Here is a 15,533-nt window from a genome sequence, read left to right on the forward strand (position 1 = left end):
ATGGGCTGTTGTGCCCAGGCGGGGGGATCGGGGCGTGATCCGGCTGGCAGCGCGACGCTTGCCGCGGTTCCCTCGGCAGGGCGGGCGGGCAGCTGCCCGCCGCCGCCCGCGTGGCTGCTGGCGGCGGGTGCCCCGGACCGCCCCGCCCCGGTGGTTTTCCAGGCAGCGCGCAGCCATACCGGCACCCGTGCCCCGGTCCTGCCCGAGGATGGCGAAGGCATCCTGCGGTTTCACCGCCTGCCGGCCTTTGCGGTCGATCCCCATCCCGTCACCAATGCCCGTTTCGCGGCCTTCGTGGCGCAGACCGGCCATGTGACGCTGTCGGAACGCTTCGGCTGGGGTCTGGTGTTCCGCGGGTTGCTGCCCGCCGCCGCGCAGGCCGCCGCGACCTCTGTCACCACCCCCTGGTGGGCCGCCGTCCAGGGCGCCTGCTGGCATCAGCCCGAGGGCCCGGGCAGCGACCTTGCCGAACGGATGGACCACCCGGTGGTGCATGTCGCCTGGCAGGATGCGCAGGCCTTCGCCGCCTGGGCCGGGGGACGCCTGCCCGGCGAGGCGGAATGGGAACATGCCGCCCGTGGCGGGCTGCAGGATCCCCGCTTTCCCTGGGGAGACCGCGAACCCGACGACACAGGCTTTCTGCCCGCCAACATCTGGCAGGGGCGCTTCCCCCAGGCCAACAGCGGCGCGGATGGCTGGATCGGCACCTCTCCGGTCGGGCATTTCCCGGCCAATGGTGCGGGGCTGCACGACATGGCCGGCAATGTCTGGGAATGGGGCGGTGATCCCTTCCGCGTCCGCTCTGTCGGGCGGCGCGCGGCGGCGCGCAACGCCAGCGCCCGCCAGCAGGGGCTGCGGGTCATGAAAGGCGGCAGTTTCCTCTGCCATATCAGTTATTGCTATCGCTACCGCATCGCTGCGCGGTCGGGCACCGCCCCCGACAGCAGCGCCTCGCACACCGGGTTGCGCGTCTTCTATGACGCCTGAGCGGTCTGCCTTCAGCCAGGATCATCCCGCATGAGAGCCATTTTCCTTCTGTTCGACTCGCTCAACCGTGCTGCGCTCGACTGTTACGGCGGCACCATCGGTACGCCGAATTTCGACCGCCTTGCCGCGCGCGGGGCCCGCTTTGATCGCCATTATGCCGGCAGCCTGCCCTGCATCCCGGCACGGCGCGACATCCAGACCGGGCGGGCGAACTTCTTTCACCGCAGCTGGGGCCCGATGGAGCCCTATGACCGCTCGTTCTGTGACGATCTGCGAGGCGCCGGCGTCTACAGCCATCTGGTCACCGATCACTTCCACTATTTCCAGGACGGCGGCAGCGGGTTCCACACCCGGTTCGACAGCTGGGATTTCATCCGTGGCCAGGAATACGACTGCTGGAAGGCGATGGTGAACCCGCCGCTGGAGCGGTTCGCCGAACGCTACAGCCATGCCCATTACGACCCGCAGAAGAAACCGGCGCGGCTGCAGCATTTGGTCAATCTGGAATACGAAACCAACGAGGCCGATACGCCTATCGCGCGCTGCTTCGCCTCGGCCTTCGAATTCCTGGAGGCGAACCGGGCGGCGGACCGCTGGCTGCTGCAGCTGGAACTGTTCGATCCGCATGAACCCTTCACCGCTCCCGCCCGCTATCGCCGTGACGGCGACAGCGCCTGGCGCGGCGCGGTGCTGAACTGGCCCGACTACAAGCGCGTCGGCGAAAGCGATGAGGCGGTGGCGGAAATCCGGGCCAATTACGCGGCGCTGGTGCGGATGTGCGACGCCTACCTGGGCCGCTTGCTGGATTACATGGATGCCCATGACATGTGGCAGGACACCGCCATCGTCCTGACCACCGACCATGGCTTTTTGCTGGGCGAACACGGCTGGTGGGGCAAGAGCCTGATGCCCTATTACGAAGAGGTGGTGCATACGCCGATGCTGCTGTGGCATCCCGACCTCGCGGATCGCGGCGGAATGCGGGTCTCTGGCCTGACCCAGACCATCGACGTGATGCCGACCCTGCTGGATATCTTCGGCAGTCCCCCGGGGCCCGAAGTGACGGGACGCTCGGCACTGGATCTGCTGCGGGAAGGCTCCAACCCGGAACGGGTGGTCGGCTTTGGCCTGTTCGGCGGGCCGGTCGGTGTCACCGATGGCCGCTACGTGATGCTGCACTACCCGCCCGACAGCAAGGGCGGGGGGCTGCATGAATACACGCTGATGCCCCAGCACATGATGCGGCCCTTCCAGCCGGAGGAACTGCGCAGCGCGCAATTGTCTGCGCCCTTCGATTTCTGCCGCGGCGTGCCACTGCTGCGCATCGATGCCCTGCCGACGGCCAGCCGCCCCCCCAATGGCCATGGCGGGTTCGAGGACCCGGGTTTCAGACTGTATGATCTGGCAGCCGATCCGGACCAGGCCGCGCCGATCCGTGACGCCGCGGTCGAAGCACGCCTGTACGCGGGCCTGCGCGCCTACATGATGGCCCATGACGCGCCGGCGGAACTTTACAGCTGGTACGGGCTTGCCCCGGCGTCGGACAGCCGCGACAGCGCCGCAATGTCGGCGGCGCAATAGCGCGACCAGAGCACAGCCAGCGCCGGCCACGCCAAAGCGGCCGACGCTGGCCTGCACTGGCCTGCACGGCCCGCCGCCCGGGCCGCCCACATCCCCACAGCCGGTTGCCGGTTGCCGCCCCAGCGGGCGGTGGCCCCACTCTCTATCGAAATGGACGCATGCGCATGGAACCCTGGGTCGCCACAGGTTCAACGAAACGGTCGAAGGAGATTTCCGACGGCAAGCCCCCCCGGGGCAGCTGGGGCACGACGGCGGCACGGCTTTTACGACAGGCGGGGCGCGATCTGACCACCCGACCGGACTGGATCCGGCTGGTTAATCGCCGCACGATCCGGGCCGATCTATTCGCCGGTCTGACCGGCGCCACGCTGTCGCTGCCGCAAAGCGTGGCCTTTGCCGCCATCGCCGGGCTGCCGCCGCAATACGGGTTCTTCACAGCCATCGTGCCTCCGGTGATCACCGCGCTTTTCGGGTCCAGCTGGCATTCGGCCTCGGGTCCGGCAACGGCGATTTCGGCGCTGGTCTTCGGGGCGCTCAGCGGCCACCTGATACCCGGCTCGCCCGAGTTCATCGCCGCTGCAGTCACCCTGGCCCTGCTGGTCGGGCTGATCCAGCTGGCACTGGCCTTCGTTCGCCTGGGCAGCGTGGTCGATTTCGTGTCGCATTCGGTGATGACGGGCTTCGTCGCCGGGGCCGCGACACTGATCGCGCTCAGCCAGATCGGTGACATCTTCAGGCTGGATCTGCCCAGGCCCGAACATGTCGTGCCCTTCATCCTGACCCTGGTCCACGACCTGCCCCAGGCCGATCCGCGTGCGATAGCGGTGGCGGTGACCGCGATCACGGTCGGCATCCTGGTGCGGCGGTTCCGTCCTGGTTGGCCGAACTACCTGATAGCCCTGGTGATCGCCACCGGGCTGAGCCTGGCCCTGGGTGGCACGGGGGCCGGCATGGTCACCGTTGGGCGGATTTCCTCGGTGGTGCCGACCTTTGGCCTGCCCGAGCTGTCGCTTGACGGGGTGAAATCGCTGGCCTCGGGTGCCTTCGCCATCGCGCTGGTCTGCCTGCTGGAGGCAATGTCGGTGGCCCGCGCCCTGGCGGCGAAGTCCGGACAGATGCTGGATGGCAATCGCGAATTCATGGGGCAGGGCCTGTCGAACGTGGTGGGCAGCCTGTTTCACTGCTATCCCTCGTCGGCCTCGTTCACCCGTTCGGGGGTCAATTTCGATGCCGGGGCACAGACGCCGCTGGCGCAGATCTTCGCCTCGGTCTTCCTGCTGGTGATCCTGTTGGTGGTCGCCCCGCTTTTCGCCATCGTACCGATCGCCGGGATGGCCGGGGTCATCACCCTGGTCGCCTGGCGCCTGATCGATTTCCACGAATTGCGTCACCTGTTCCGCACCTCGAATGCCGAGGCCGCCATTGCCGTGACGACCTTTCTGTCGACACTGCTGGTCGACCTGGAATTCGCCATCTATGTCGGCGTGCTGATGTCGCTGGTGCTGTTCCTGATGCGCATCGCGCGCCCGGTGATCGCGGTCTGCGCCCCCGACCCGGACACGCCCAATCATTCGCTGCGCAGTGCCCGGCTTTATGAGCTGAATGAATGTCCGCAACTGATGATCGCCAATCTGGACGGGCCGCTCTACTTCGGCACGACAGAGGCGATCCGGCGCGAATTCCACCGCTTCCGCCTGGAACGTCCCTCGCAGAAGCATATCCTGTTCATCACCTCGGGCAGCGGCGAAATCGACCTGCCGGCGGCGGAGCTTCTGGTCGAGGAAGCGCGCCTGCGCAGCCGGATCGGCGGCGCCTTCCACTTGAAACTGGTGACGCTGCGCTCGCTGGACAAGCTGGCGCGCTTCCGGGTTCTGAAATCCCTGGGCCGCGAAAGGATCCATCTCAGCAAGCGCGACGCCATCGCCGAAATCGTGCCGCGGCTGGATCCGGCCATCTGCGCAAGATGCCCGGCCCGCATCTTCCGGGAGTGCCCGCCGCCACCGTCCTGAGCGGCCCTTGCCGCGCGCGTCTGCTCTGGCATTGGGGGCAACCGATGGAAGCGCTGGAGCAACATGGGCGTTTTCGCCCGGATGATGGGGGGCTTGCGGCATGGAATACAGGCCCTGATCCCCTTGTCCTGATAGGCTTCGCGGAACCAATCGATATCATAGCCTCGGTCAGCAAGTAGCCACTGCGCAAGGTCCAGCAGCAGCTCCGCGACTGGCGGATCAAGTTCCGCCCGATCCGGCCTAGGTCGCCGCATCTCAACGGCAAGGTCGAACGCGTCCAGAAGACCGGGCTTGAAGAGTTCTGGCCAACGGTGGACCTCGACGACCCCGATCTGGATCGGCTTCTTGCCGAATGGCAGCACTTCTACAACTGGGAGCGTCCGCACGACGGCCTGGGTGGCCTGGCACCCATAGATCGGGTTTGCGCGCGCTTACACGACGCACCGCTCGGAGAGGAGATCGAGGCTGCCTATGACTTGGAAAGAGAGTTCATTGCGCCCAGAGACGCATGGCCGCGACGAAGGCAAAATTGAAACGATCTCTCCAGATCACACAAATCAGGTGCTCAGGGGACGCGGTTCGCTGCCGGTCTGATTCGACCCCTCGATGCAATGGGACGCGGCGCCGTCCGAGCGGCGCGGCCGACAACGGGCCTATAGCGACGCCGTGATCCAGGCCTGCCTGTCTCTCAAGGTTCTCCTCGAGCCGCCGCTCCGCCAGGGTGAGCCAGTGAGGTGCCATTGATGGTGTGGAGGGCTCCACCAACGGCATCGCGATGTGCCAAGGTAGGTCTGGATATATAGTCACCCGAAAGGAGTCCTCCATGGTACAGCCTATCACGGCCGGCCTCGATCTGGCCAAGAATGTCTTGCAAGTTCACGGCGTCAGCACGAATGGGACCGTGGTGTGGCGTCGCCAGTTAAGGCACGCACAGCTTCTGCTGTTTTTCTCGCGGCTTGAGCCGTGTCTGGTTGGCATGTAGGGGCGCCAGGGTTGCGCTACTGCGTTCGAGACCGATAGCGAACGCGCGGCGCGGACGGCGAACGACAGACAGGAATGCCATGCCCGACTGGCTCGACCAGATGCTCGACCGCAAGCCGGCGAAGGTGGTCGCAATCGTACTGGCTAACCGCATGGCGCGCACGTTCTGGGTGCTGGTCAGAAGCGGCGAGAGTTACCGGACCGCGTTGGCGTAGAAAAACAGTGGCCGCCCTCAGGACGGCAGGCCAGGAGTTGGTGAGGCGCGATGTGAGGTGATGGCACAGGGACGTTAAAAAGCGGAACGGGTCACCCAGTTCAGACCGAAGCGCCTTCGAGCGCGTGCCATTGATCGGACCCGACCGCCGGCTGACTTCATCAAGGCGCGCGGCCATAATGCTGCAAACTGACACCGTATACATGGCTGCGACCGACCTGAATGCCAAAACCGAATAATGCTCTTGCCAAGGGGCTATCCATACATGGCCAGTGCCCACTGGCGAACGGTTTCGTAACGAGCCTGATGGAATTGTCTGGGCCTGTCCCCCGTTGCCGTGTGAATCGTCAGATGCAACTCTTGCACAGATTGTGGTCGTAAATTAATCACACCTTTAAGGTGGTGCGGCCCCAAGGGCAACCTGGTCAGCCTCTTCCAGCCCTGGACCGAGGCCGCCCGCGCGCGCTTCGGCCTCCGTCAGGCGGGTTCCGACAGGTCCGTCAGCGCATAGAGGTTGCTCGGGAAGCCTGCCCCCGGATCGCCGTTGCGGGCAAAGGACAGCACGGCCTCCGATAGCACCTGCGCCAGCGCGGCGGCGGTCGGGTCGCCTTCGGCCAGCGGCATCCGCCCCTCGCCCAGGCTGTCGAAGACGAAGGGCTCGTCAAAGCCGTGCGCCGCGCCGAAGGCGGCGTGCGGCCCCCGCGGATGCCAGCGGAATTCATAGCCCCAGCCCGCGCCGCCATGGTCGGCATGGGTGCGCAGCATCCGCAGCGCCGGGTCCCGGTAGACGGTGCGCGACAGGAAGGTGCTTTCCAGCTCGGACAGGCTGGCGCCGGGCCGGTCGGCGATCAGCTGCTGCAGGCGGGCATCGGCGGTGTCGGGGAAGAAGCGGGCAATGGTGTCGCGCAGCGCCGCGGTGTCCGCGGGCGCGGGCATGATGCCAAGGGCGTACCACAGCCGGGCTTCCTCGCGCGTCCAGCCGGCGACCAGGCCGTGGTCCCGGAAGATGCCCGAGGCTAGCCCCTCCTGCGGCAGGCGCGGCAGGCTGATGCCGTCGTGGACGATGCCGAAGGTACGCCCGCCGGGGGCGTTGCGATGGCCCAGGTGGGTGTCGAGGACCTGCCCCTGCACCGCCAGAAGCTGTGCCACCGGCAGCGCCTGCAGGGCGGCCTGATCGCCCGGCGTGACGCCGCAGCGCGCCAGGACGTCGGCTCCGATCGCCCGGGCCGTGGCCGCATCGATGATCCGTCCGGTCGAGCCACTCATCACCCAGGCGCGGCGGAAGAGCTGCGCCACCCCCTCCAGGCCGAACAGCGCCGAGATGGTGAACGCCCCCGAGGACATGCCCACCAGCGTCACGTTCCCGGGATCGCCGCCGAAGGCCGCGATATTGTCCTGCACCCAGTGCAGCGCCGCCACCAGGTCCAGCAGGCCGCGGTTTGCCGCCGCCCGGCCGCCGCCGAAGGCCGTGCCCAGGTCCAGGAAGCCAAGCGCCCCCACCCGCATCGCGGGCCGCACCAGCACGACATCGCCGCGGCGGACGAAACCAGCCTCGTCATGGAAGGTCCCCGAGGCCGAGCCGCCCTGGAAGCCGCCGCCGAAGACATGCACGATCACCGGCTTCGGCGCGCCCATCGGCAGCGGCGTCCACAGGTTCAGCTTCAGGCAGTCCTCGTCGGTGACAAAGCCCGCGCCGCGCGGCGCCCAGTCGGGGACCGGCTGCAGGATCTGCGGCGGGGCCGGGGCGGGGCGCGTCGCGTCCACGTCGCCTTGCGCCGCATGGCGCAGCGGCGGGCCGAAGCGCCGCGCGCCCAGCGGCGGTTCGGCGTAGCGCAGCCCCAGGTAGGCCGCGACCCCGGCCGCCTCGGCCCCGTGATAGCGCGCCGCCTCCGCGGTGATCACCGGCGCGTTCACGCCGACACCGTTTCTTCGGCATAGTGGCAGGCGCTCAGGTGGCCGTCGGCGACGGGGCGCAGGGCGGGGGCTTCCTCGGCGCAGCGGGGCCGGGCGAGGGGGCAGCGGCTGCGGAACGCACAGCCCGAGGGGATGGCATGGGCGCTCGGGATCTCGCCGCCCAGGCGGGCCTGCGGGGCGCGGCCCTGTCCCGGCACGCTGGCCAGCAGGGCGCGGGTATAGGGATGCGCGGGGGTCGCATAAAGACGCTCGCGCGGGCCGCGTTCGACGATCTGGCCCAGGTACATCACGCCGATCTCGTCGCACATGAAGCGAACCACCCGCAGGTCGTGGCTGATGAACAGCATCGTGGTGCCATGGCGGTCCTGCAGGTCGCGCATCAGGTTCAGCACCTGCGCCTGCACCGATACGTCCAGCGCCGAGACCGGCTCGTCCGCGACGATCAGCTCGGGGTTGGTGGCCAGGGCCCGGGCGATGGCGATGCGCTGGCGTTGCCCGCCCGAGAATTCATGCGGAAAGCGGTCCAGGGCCGCGCGCGGCAGGCTGACCTCGTCCAGCAGCCGCTGGGCGGTGCGCAGGCGGGTTTCGGGACTGCCGATGCCATGCACCTGCTGCGGCTCGACCAGGGTGTCGCGGATCGACATCCGCGGATTGAGCGAGCCGTAGGGATCCTGGAAGATCATCTGCATATGCGCGCGTTCCGCCCGCAGCAAGCGTGCCGGCAGCGCCGCGAGATCGGTGCCGCGGAACCGGATCCGGCCCGAGGTGGGCTCGATCAGGCGCAGCACCAGCCGCGCCGTCGTCGACTTGCCCGAGCCGCTTTCGCCGACCAGCCCGAAGGTCTTGCCGCGCGGGATCGAGAAGCTGACATCGCGCACCGCCTGCACGGCGCGGAAAGATTTCGACAGGCCCTCGACGGCCAGCAGGGGTTCGGAACTCATGCGGGGACCTCCAGCGGATGCCAGCAGCGGACATCGGTGTCGTGCACCGGCCCCAGGTCGGGCCGGCTGTCGCGGCAGCGCGCCGAGGCGCGGGCACAGCGGGGGGCAAAGCGGCAGCCCTGCGGCCAGTGGCCGACCGGCGGCACCGATCCCGGGATCGGCGTCAGGCGATCGGGCAGCGGCCCGTCCGAGGGCACCGCATCGATCAGCCCGCGCCCGTAGGGGTGGCTGGGGCGGCGCACGATGTCGCGGGTGGCGCCGCGTTCCATCACGTCGCCTGCATACATCACCACGGCCCGGTCGCAGAAATCGCCCACCACCTCCAGGTCATGGGTGATGAACAGCAGCCCCAGGTCCATCTCGCGGCGCATCTCGTCCAGCAGTTCCAGCACCTGTGCCTGGATCGTCACGTCGAGCGCGGTGGTCGGTTCGTCCGCGATCACCAGCGAGGGGCTGCACGACACGGCCAGCGCGATCATCACTCGCTGGCGCATCCCGCCCGACAGCTCGTGGACATGGCCCTGCAGGATGGAACGGGCGCGGGGGATGCCCACGCGGTCCAGAAGCTCGGCCGCGCGGTCCAGGGCGGCGCGGCGCGACAGGCCCAGGTTGTGGCGCAGGCTGTCGCTCATCTGGGCGCCGATGGTCAGGGTCGGGTGCAACGCCGTCATCGGCTCCTGGAAGATATAGCCCATGTGGCGGCCGCACAGCGCCCGGCGGGCCTTCGGTGGCAGGTCGGCGATCTCGGTGCCGTTCAGGCGGATGCTGCCGCTGATCACGGCATGGCGCGGCGCGATCCCCATGATGGCGGACGCGGTGATCGACTTGCCGCAGCCGCTTTCGCCCACCAGCGCCACGGCTTCGCCGCGGGCGACGTCGAAGGAGATGTCGGTGACGATGGGCAGGAAGCCCCCGCCTGTGCGAAAGCCAAGGCCCAGGCGGTCGACGGAAAGGACGGTTTCGGTCATTGGTAACGGATCCTCGGGTCCAGCCAGGCATAGATCAGGTCGATCAGCAGGTTCAGCATCGCCAGGATCAGCGAGATCGTCAGCACGCCGCCCTCGACCAGCGGGTAGTCGCGCCGTCCGACGGCCTCGACCAGCATCCGACCCAGGCCGGGCAGGGCAAAGATGATCTCGATCGCGACGGCGCCGCCCAGCAGGTAGCTGGCCGAAAGGCCCGCGACCGTGACCACCGGCATCGCGGCGGTGCGCATGGCGTAGCGGCCGATGACGCGGTGTTCCGGCAGACCCTGGGCGCGGGCGGTGGTGATGTAGGGTTCGTTCAGCACGTCCAGCATCGACGAGCGCATCATTCGCGTCATCAGCGCCGATTGCCGGATGCCAAGCGCCAGTGCCGGCAGCACCATGGTGGCGGCGAAGGCCAGCACCCCGGCCGAGGGCGGATTGTAGCCCGCCACCGGGAACCAGCGCAGCACCACCGCGAAGAGGAAGATCAGCAGCAGCGCGAACCAGAATTCCGGAAGCGAGATCCCCAGCACCGAGGTGGTGACGATGCCCCGGTCCAGCGGCCGGTTGCGGAACAGCGCCGCCAGAAGGCCCGCGCCCACCCCCACCGCGATGGCCAGCGCCAGGGCGATGCCGCTCAGCATCAGGGTGACGGCGGCGTAGCGCGGCACGATGGCCATGACCGGTTCGCGGAAGAAGATCGACTGGCCCAGGTTCAGCGTCAGGATGTCCTTCAGCCAGATCGCGAACTGGATCCAGATCGACTGGTCCAGCCCCAGCTGGGCGCGCAGCGCCGCGATCTGTTCGGGCGTGGCCTGGTCGCCCAGCATCATCCCCGCCGGATCGCCCGGCGACAGCCGCAGCAGCAGGAAGACCAGCACCAGCGGCACGAAGATGGTCGGCAGGATCAGCAGGATGCGTTTGGCAAGATAGCGCAACATGGTCAGCGGCTCCGGGACAGGCGGGGGTCAAGGATGTCGCGCAGGCTGTCGCCCAGCAGGTTCAGCGCCAGGATCGTCAGCATCAGCGCAAGACCCGGAAAGATCACGATCCAGGGCGCATCGGCGATGTAGTTGCGCGCCTCGCTCAGGGCATTGCCCCACGACAGTTCGCGCGGGCCGATGCCGACGCCGATGAACGACAGGCCCGCCTCGCCCAGCACTGCGGCCGAGAAGATGAACGAGGCCTGCACCAGGATCGGCGACATCACTGCGGGCAGCACGTAGCGGGTGAAGATGCGCAGGGTGGGCACGCCGGTGGCGCGCGCGGCCTCGATCATCTGCAGCTCGCGCACCACCAGGACCTGGCCGCGCACGATGCGCAGCGAGGGCGCGATCAGCACCACCGTCAGCGACAGGATCACCGTTTGGCTGGACGGGCCCAGGATGGCGGCCGCGGCGGTCGCCATGACGATGCCGGGGAAGGCCATCAGCCCGTCGACGAAGCGCATCAGCACCACGTCGAGCGCCCGGTAGAAGCCCGACAGGGCCCCCAGCACGATGGCCACAGCCATCGAGACCACCGTGACGACCAGACCCACGAACAGCGATGTGCGCCCGCCGTACAGCACGATGCGGAACATGTCGCGGCCCAGGTTGTCGGTGCCGAAGAAATGCTTCGCGCCGGGCGGCGTGAAACGGGCGATCGGGTTCAGCTGCATCGGATTGCCGGGCAGCAGCAGCGGCGCCAGCAGCGTGCTGCCCGCGATCACCACCAGCAGCAGGATCGAGGCCATTGCCGTCGGATGGCGGACAAGGCGTTTCCACAGCGGCGGGTTGGCGCTGACGAAGACCTCGGCTTCGTCAGCCACACCGGGGGCAGAGGTCAGGTCGGTCACGGTCATCTCAGCTTTGCGGCGGCGGGGCGACGTTGTAGAGGTCATAGCCCCGGCTGGGCACGTCCGGCGGGTTGCCCACGCCCTTGCGCATCCCGTAGAGGTTCGCCTCGGTTCCGTACTTGATGAAGGGGAACTGGTCGTAGATCAGGGCATGGATCTTTTCGAACAGCGCCTTTCGTGCGGCCGGATCCAGCGTCGAGGCCAGCTGGCCCATCAACTGGGTCTTCTGCGGATCGGTCCAGAAGCCCGGATAGGTCGGGTTCAGATAGGCGATCGAGGTCGGGTCCACATAGGTCGGCAGGAAGCTGGAGAACGCATCCATCTGCGACGGATCGGTGCGGTTCTGGATGTAGTTGGCCATCGGGCTCTGGACGATCTCGACGTTGATGCCGAAGGCCGCCAGTTCCTGCTGGGCGACCAGCGCGGGCAGGTAGTGCTTCTGGTACTGCTCGGCGGCGACCAGCCAGTGGATCTTCTCGCCGTGGTAGTTGGCGGCGGCCAGGTATTTTTTCACCAGATCTGGCCTTGCCTTGCCGAAACCGTCGGGCACGCCCGCGGTGGTGTACCAGATGCTGTTGGGATCGGGGATCCAGCTGGGATCCAGCTTGTAGAACTTGGGATTGCCGACCGAGGCCAGCATGATCGGATCCATGTCGAGCGCATAGTAGATTGCCCGGCGCAGATCGACATTGGCCGCCGGTCCCGACTTGGTGTTGAAGACCACGGTCAGCGACTGGTTGTCGGGGATGACCTGACCGAAGGTGTCCTTGCCCTTCTGCAGCGCGTCGTAGAAATCGAACGGCAGGTCCATCGCCATGTCGATGCCGCCGGTCAGCAGGCTGTCGCGCCGGACCGAGGCCTCGGGCATCAGTTTCAGGTCGATCTCGTCGGCATAGGCGTGCTTGGCGCCGGCATAGGCCGAGGAGGGTTCGGTGCGGCTTTGGTAACCGTCCCAGCGGGTCAGCACGGCGCCCTGGTCGGGCTGGTAGCTGGTCAGCTTGTAGGGGCCGGTGCAATCGAGGGTCCGCACCGCCTGGGTGGCCGAGGCGCCCTGCAGCGAGGCCTGCGACAGGATCGAGGCCTGGGCCGAGGCGATCAGCCCCGGCACGATGGCGGTGGGGGTCTTCAGGTCGATGCGCACCGTCAGGTCGTCGACGGCCTCGATGCCGGTGGTGACGGCCTTCAGCGTGGCACCGATCCCGGCCGAGTCGCGGTAGCGGTTCAGCGAGGCCACGGCATCGGCGGCGGTCAGCGGCGCACCCGACTGGAAGCTGAGGCCCGGGCGCAGCTTGATCGTCAGCGTCTTGCCGTCATCGCTGTAGGCAAAGCTGTCGGCCAGCATCGGCTGCGGCGCCCAATTGGCATCGATGGCGAACAGGGGCTCGCAGGCGACGGTGGCGGTCAGCCAGTTGATCCCGAAGGTCGTCACGACCGGATCGGCCGAGGGCGCCATCTGCGGAATGCCCACCCGGAAGGTGCCGCCCTGCTTCAGGTCCCGTGCGGTGGCGGGGCCTGCCAGCAGCGCGCCCCCCAGCAGCAGCGCTGCGGTTGCCTTCAGTCGTTTCATCCTGGTCTCCTCCCTAAGACGTATTCAGACGTATGCTTTCTGCTGATCCTGCGGGGGTGGCCCGTCGGGCCCGTCCGGCAGGACCACCTCCATCCCCAGGACCAGGAACGACAAGCACTTGCCATGGGTGTCGATGCCCAGGCTGGAATTCACGCCGCCCTCCAGAACGTCGTCGATGACGAAGTTCAGCGCCTTCAGGCCCGGCAGCTCGTAGCGGGTGACGGCGGTGGCGCCACGATGGGCGAACAGGGCGGCGACGCGCGCCTCGGTCACCTGGTCGCGCAGCACCTGCCAATGGGCGGCGTCATAGGCGATCACGTTGACGTTCAGCCGGTTGCCCTTGTCGCCCGAACGGCCATGGGCAATGCGGTGCAGCGGCACCTTGCGCGAACTCATGCGTCCTCTCCCAGGAAATGGTAGGCGGGGCTGACCAGGTGGCGGGGCACCAGATGAGACAGGGTGCGGACGCGGGCGCGGATGCTCTGGCGGACGCCGCCGCCGCCGGCCGGGCCGCAGCAGTACAGCGCGTTGACCTCGGCCACGGCGCGTCCGATCTCGTCCCGGCGGGGGCTGCCGAAGGCAAAGCGCACGCGGTAGTCGCCGTCGGGGCCGCCGTGGAACCGCGCCAGCAGCTCTCCGCTGTCGTCATCGAAGGCGCTGACCGTGCCCATGATGTCGGCACGCATCTTGGCACCGATCCCCGCCAGCTTCAGCCGCTCGCGGATGGTCGAGACCGCCAGCCGCGCCCGCGACAGCGCATTGGGTCCCGCATAGGAGATCTCGGCCTCGCCGATCCAGTCGCCGTGGTAGCTGACGGTGGCCTTCAGCCGCTCGGGGGCCGGATGGCCGCGGGCGCCGGTCACATGCACCCGGTCGGGCCCCAGCTGGGCGATCTGCACGCCCGTGATGTCAAGCGTCACGTCGGGCGTCAGATAGGCCGCGGGATCGTGGATTTCATACAGCAGCTGTTCGGTCACGGTGCGGGTATCGACCAGACCGCCGGTGCCGGGGGCCTTGGTGATCACGAAACTGCCGTCGGCCTCGACCTCGGCGATGGGAAAGCCGATCTCGGCGGGGCGGGGGACATCCTTCAGGCCGGGATCGGCGAAATAGCCGCCGCTGACCTGAGAGCCGCATTCCAGCAGGTGCCCCGCCAGGGTTCCGGCGGCCATGCGGTCCAGGTCGGCCCAGTCCCAGCCGAAATGCGCCACCAGCGGACCCAGCACCAGCGCTGGATCGGCCACCCGGCCCGTGACCACCACCTGCGCGCCTTCCGACAGGGCATCGGCGATGGCACGCGCACCCATGTAGACGTTGATCGCCACGACCTCGCCCTCCAGCGCGGGCAGGTGCTGATCCCCCTCCCAGCGTTCGGTCTGCGCCAGGTCGATCCGGCCCAGCAGGTCGTCCCCCGTCACCACCGCGACCCGCAGCGCGGGCAGGCCAAGGCGTGCGGCAAGGGTGCGGATGCAGGCTGCGGCCGCCCGCGGGTTGGCGGCGCCGAAATTGCCCACGATGGCAATGCCCGCGGCCACGGACGGCGCCAGGATCGGCTCCAGGAAATCGGCCAGGAGGGGCTCGTACCCCCGCGAGGGGTCCTGCTTGCGGGCGATCTGGCCAAGCGCCAGCGTGCGCTCGCCCAGGGTCTCGAAGATGATGGCTCCGCCTTCCCCGGCCGCGGCGATGGCGGCCACGACAGATTGCGGTGCGTCGATGCGATCTCCGGAAAATCCGGCGCCACTTCCGATTCTGAACACGGGTTCCTCCTCCGTTGCGTCAGTCATCGCCAGTATTATCGATAATGTCAACGCTAATTGCGCCGATAGGATTTTCTGCTATTCTTTCAAGCCAGACGAGGGAAAGGAGAGCCATGCCCGACACCGCCAAGAGCTGGGCCGACGTGCACCGGCAATTGCAGGGCGAGATCATCGCCGGCCAGCTGAACCCGCGCGAACGCCTGGTCGAGGACGAGGTGATCGCGCGCACCGGCGCCACGCGCCACGCGGTGCGCCGCGCCTTCACCGAGCTGGAGCATTCCGGCCTGGTGGTGCGCCAGCCCAACAAGGGCGTGCATGTGCGCGACTATTCCCTGCAGGAGATCGGCGATCTCTACGAGATCCGCGAATGCCTAGAGGCCCAGGCGACCACGCATTTCGCCGCACCGCTGGATGCGGCGGTGCTGCAGGAACTGACGACCCTGGCCGAAGCCCACCGCGAGGCCTCAAGGGCGCGCCGCTTCGGCGAGGTCTTCGAGCTGAACAACGCCTTCCACGGGCGCCTTTATGCGGCGGCCGGCAACCGCCCGCTGGCCGAGGCCATCGCCCATTACACCTTTGCCACCCATCCGATCCGCACCCGGGCCTTTCCCATCGACGCGATCCGCGAGATCGCCATCGAGGAGCATTTCCAGATGGTCGAGATCCTGTCGCGCGGGGATCCCGAGGCGCTGCGCGCGGTGATCCTGTCGCATATCCGGCGGCCGCGCGACTTCTACCAGAAGGCCAATTTCGTGCTGGGCGATCTGCCCTGAGGCC

At 68.0% G+C, this 15,533-nt stretch carries 13 protein-coding genes and 4 pseudogenes; 8 read left to right on the top strand and 9 right to left on the bottom strand.

The window, feature by feature from the left end; genetic code table 11:
• From AC2ITM_RS23260 to AC2ITM_RS23270, 3 genes are all read left to right on the top strand, one after another.
• Positions 1 to 987 (top strand): formylglycine-generating enzyme family protein, encoded by a 987-nt coding sequence (locus AC2ITM_RS23260; RefSeq protein ID WP_486470769.1) that lies wholly within the window; start codon positions 1 to 3, stop codon positions 985 to 987.
• Positions 988 to 1,017: 30 nt separating this feature from the next.
• Positions 1,018 to 2,568, top strand: a complete 1,551-nt coding sequence (locus AC2ITM_RS23265; RefSeq protein WP_486470770.1) for a sulfatase — start codon at positions 1,018 to 1,020, stop codon at positions 2,566 to 2,568.
• Positions 2,569 to 2,726: 158 nt separating this feature from the next.
• Complete coding sequence (locus AC2ITM_RS23270) at positions 2,727 to 4,577, top strand: SulP family inorganic anion transporter (RefSeq protein ID WP_486470771.1); 1,851 nt, start codon at positions 2,727 to 2,729, stop codon at positions 4,575 to 4,577.
• Positions 4,578 to 4,669: 92 nt separating this feature from the next.
• On the opposite strand, the pseudogene AC2ITM_RS23275 reads toward AC2ITM_RS23270, so the two are convergent.
• Positions 4,670 to 4,762 (bottom strand): annotated as a pseudogene (locus tag AC2ITM_RS23275) (IS5/IS1182 family transposase); the annotation flags it as partial.
• 6 nt (positions 4,763 to 4,768) lie between these two features.
• On the opposite strand from AC2ITM_RS23275, the pseudogene AC2ITM_RS23280 reads away from it, so the two are divergent.
• The 4 genes and pseudogenes from AC2ITM_RS23280 to AC2ITM_RS23295 form a co-directional block, all read left to right on the top strand.
• Positions 4,769 to 5,110 (top strand): annotated as a pseudogene (locus tag AC2ITM_RS23280) (integrase core domain-containing protein); the annotation flags it as partial.
• A pseudogene (locus AC2ITM_RS23285) lies at positions 5,106 to 5,297 on the top strand (transposase); the annotation flags it as partial. The pseudogenes AC2ITM_RS23280 and AC2ITM_RS23285, both read left to right, overlap by 5 nt.
• A 103-nt stretch (positions 5,298 to 5,400) precedes the next feature.
• Positions 5,401 to 5,556: pseudogene (locus tag AC2ITM_RS23290) on the top strand (IS110 family transposase); the annotation flags it as partial.
• An 82-nt stretch (positions 5,557 to 5,638) separates the two neighbouring features.
• Positions 5,639 to 5,773 (top strand): hypothetical protein, encoded by a 135-nt coding sequence (locus tag AC2ITM_RS23295; protein ID WP_486470772.1) that lies wholly within the window; start codon positions 5,639 to 5,641, stop codon positions 5,771 to 5,773.
• Positions 5,774 to 6,249: 476 nt separating this feature from the next.
• Here the strand turns inward: AC2ITM_RS23295 and AC2ITM_RS23300 are convergent, their stop codons facing one another.
• Genes AC2ITM_RS23300 through AC2ITM_RS23335 form a run of 8 tightly spaced genes read right to left on the bottom strand, consistent with a single transcriptional unit; the run spans position 6,250 to position 14,756 of the window.
• Positions 6,250 to 7,686 carry a carboxylesterase/lipase family protein gene (locus tag AC2ITM_RS23300; RefSeq protein WP_486470773.1) on the bottom strand — a complete coding sequence of 479 codons (1,437 nt, stop codon included), beginning with the start codon at positions 7,684 to 7,686 and terminating at the stop codon, positions 6,250 to 6,252.
• Positions 7,683 to 8,627, bottom strand: a complete 945-nt coding sequence (locus AC2ITM_RS23305) for an ABC transporter ATP-binding protein (RefSeq protein ID WP_486470774.1) — start codon at positions 8,625 to 8,627, stop codon at positions 7,683 to 7,685. Before AC2ITM_RS23305 ends, AC2ITM_RS23300 begins: the two co-directional genes overlap by 4 nt.
• The gene (locus AC2ITM_RS23310) at positions 8,624 to 9,595 is read right to left on the bottom strand and encodes an ABC transporter ATP-binding protein (RefSeq protein WP_486470775.1); all 972 of its coding nucleotides are present in this window, start codon (positions 9,593 to 9,595) and stop codon (positions 8,624 to 8,626) included. Before AC2ITM_RS23310 ends, AC2ITM_RS23305 begins: the two co-directional genes overlap by 4 nt.
• A complete protein-coding gene (locus AC2ITM_RS23315; protein ID WP_486470776.1) occupies positions 9,592 to 10,536 on the bottom strand; it encodes an ABC transporter permease in 945 nt (314 codons plus the stop codon). The genes AC2ITM_RS23310 and AC2ITM_RS23315 overlap by 4 nt, the downstream gene beginning before the upstream one ends.
• 2 nt (positions 10,537 to 10,538) lie before the next feature.
• Positions 10,539 to 11,438 (bottom strand): ABC transporter permease, encoded by a 900-nt coding sequence (locus AC2ITM_RS23320; protein ID WP_486470777.1) that lies wholly within the window; start codon positions 11,436 to 11,438, stop codon positions 10,539 to 10,541.
• Between the two features lies 1 nt (position 11,439).
• A complete protein-coding gene (locus AC2ITM_RS23325) occupies positions 11,440 to 12,999 on the bottom strand; it encodes an ABC transporter substrate-binding protein (RefSeq protein ID WP_486470778.1) in 1,560 nt (519 codons plus the stop codon).
• A 24-nt stretch (positions 13,000 to 13,023) separates the two neighbouring features.
• Entirely contained in the window at positions 13,024 to 13,395 is a 372-nt protein-coding gene (locus tag AC2ITM_RS23330) for an AtuA-related protein (protein ID WP_486470779.1), read from the bottom strand.
• Entirely contained in the window at positions 13,392 to 14,756 is a 1,365-nt protein-coding gene (locus AC2ITM_RS23335; protein ID WP_486470780.1) for an acyclic terpene utilization AtuA family protein, read from the bottom strand. The genes AC2ITM_RS23330 and AC2ITM_RS23335 overlap by 4 nt, the downstream gene beginning before the upstream one ends.
• 113 nt (positions 14,757 to 14,869) lie before the next feature.
• Here AC2ITM_RS23335 and AC2ITM_RS23340 point away from each other — a divergent pair, with 113 nt between their 5' ends.
• A complete protein-coding gene (locus tag AC2ITM_RS23340; protein ID WP_486470781.1) occupies positions 14,870 to 15,529 on the top strand; it encodes a GntR family transcriptional regulator in 660 nt (219 codons plus the stop codon).
• The last annotated feature ends 4 nt before the right edge of the window (positions 15,530 to 15,533 follow it).

It is taken from the genome of Pseudooceanicola sp. NS-SX9, assembly GCF_057380705.1.